This window comes from Halalkalibacter alkalisediminis (assembly GCF_028610705.1).
In the GTDB taxonomy this organism is placed as follows: Bacteria; Bacillota; Bacilli; order Bacillales; family Bacillaceae_D; genus Halalkalibacter; species Halalkalibacter alkalisediminis.
In genome coordinates this window covers 1-1,441 of record NZ_JAQQWT010000114.1, presented here as the reverse complement: position 1 = coordinate 1,441, position 1,441 = coordinate 1, and the positions used below count along the sequence as shown (strand labels likewise).

The window sequence follows — 1,441 nt, the reverse complement described above, 5'->3', positions numbered from 1 at the left end:
TTTATGGTTTCAAGGCACAAAAAAACTCCTTATAATTAGGATTGGTAGTTCTGTCCAAATCCCAATTAAAAGGAGCACCCATGGACAAGAATACCATAAAATCTACAATTAATGAACTATTAAAAGGAATAGATGAACAGACTTTTTCTAAGCTAAATAACGTCATTGACCTTGATAAGTATGTGAAGAAATTAACGGCATACAAGTTCTTTCAACTGCTCGTTCTTTCGCAATTGAAAGAAACGGAAAGCCTAACGTTCTTATCAAAGCAGGTGAAAGACAAGAAAGCCTATCAGCTTGAACTAGCGTTGGACACAATCAGTACATCGCAACTTTCTAGAAAGCTTGGGAGCCTACCACCTAAAATCTTTGAAAAGATCTTTCATCACCTCGTCTTAAAGGTTCAAGCGAAGATCAAACAACCTACGATCATTCGTGATATAGGTCGTTTATACGTGATTGATTCAACGACGATGAGTATGAGTCTGAGCCAATTTCCTTGGGCAACCTTCCGTAAAACGAAAGCTGGAATCCGACTTCACTTACGGGTGATCGTGACGAAAGAGTTAATAATTCCTGATAAAGGTGTATTACTACCAGCCAAACATGCAGATCGTACACAAATGAGTGAACTCATCGACATTGATTCAGATGCGATCCACTTATTTGACCGAGGGTACAACGACTACAAGAAGTTTGACGAATTCTGTTTACAGGATGTTCGTTTTATCACCCGCTTAAAGAAGAACGCACAAATTGAGGTGCTATCTGAACAAGTACCTGATCCTGAATCTCTTATTTTCAGAGACCAAGAAGTGTTTCTCGGCAATGGACAGAACGGAACGAAAATGATCCATCCTTTACGTCTCGTTGAAACCAAAGATCGCGAAGGAAACACGGTGATCATCATCACCAATTGCTTTGAGCTCTCAGCTAACGAAATCGGTGAACTCTACCGCTATCGTTGGAAAATCGAAACCTTCTTTAAATGGATGAAGCAGCACCTCAAGATCAAAAGCTTCTACGGCAAGAGTGAGAATGCCGTTTGTAATCAAATCTGGATCGCTCTCATCACGTACTGTTTACAAGTGCTCTTACAACAAAGTGTCCATCACGAGGGACCATTACTTGAAATCAAGCAAACGTTAAAAATCCTCTTATTGGATGGATTTGATGCATTCCTATGCGCTCTTTTCAGGCAGCCCACACGTTCATCGAAAGGACGCCGAAAACTGAACTGGGTGGAAGAATTTCGAGTGATTGAGCAACAATTCCTTGAAGGTGAGGTGAGCCATTTAGACGACTTAACGTACGATCCAGTATTTACAAACTAGGAACATCTATAAATGTAAAATTGTGGATAAGGACTACCGCACACATCAGTGTTGTCCGTTTTTCACTTAGGTCCACTACGGTAAAATCAGAATATTCTTTCTGATTT

General features: G+C 40.1%; 1 protein-coding gene. It reads left to right on the top strand.

What is annotated here, in order from left to right; all coding sequences use genetic code 11:
• Positions 1 to 80: 80 nt before the first annotated feature.
• Positions 81 to 1,334, top strand: a complete 1,254-nt coding sequence (locus tag PQ474_RS26080; RefSeq protein ID WP_273848495.1) for an IS4 family transposase — start codon at positions 81 to 83, stop codon at positions 1,332 to 1,334.
• Positions 1,335 to 1,441 lie beyond the last annotated feature (107 nt).

Excerpts from the sequence above, each read along its gene's own strand:
- PQ474_RS26080 (WP_273848495.1), top strand. The coding sequence starts at position 81 with ATGGACAAGAATACCATAAAATCTACAATTAATGAACTATTAAAAGGA.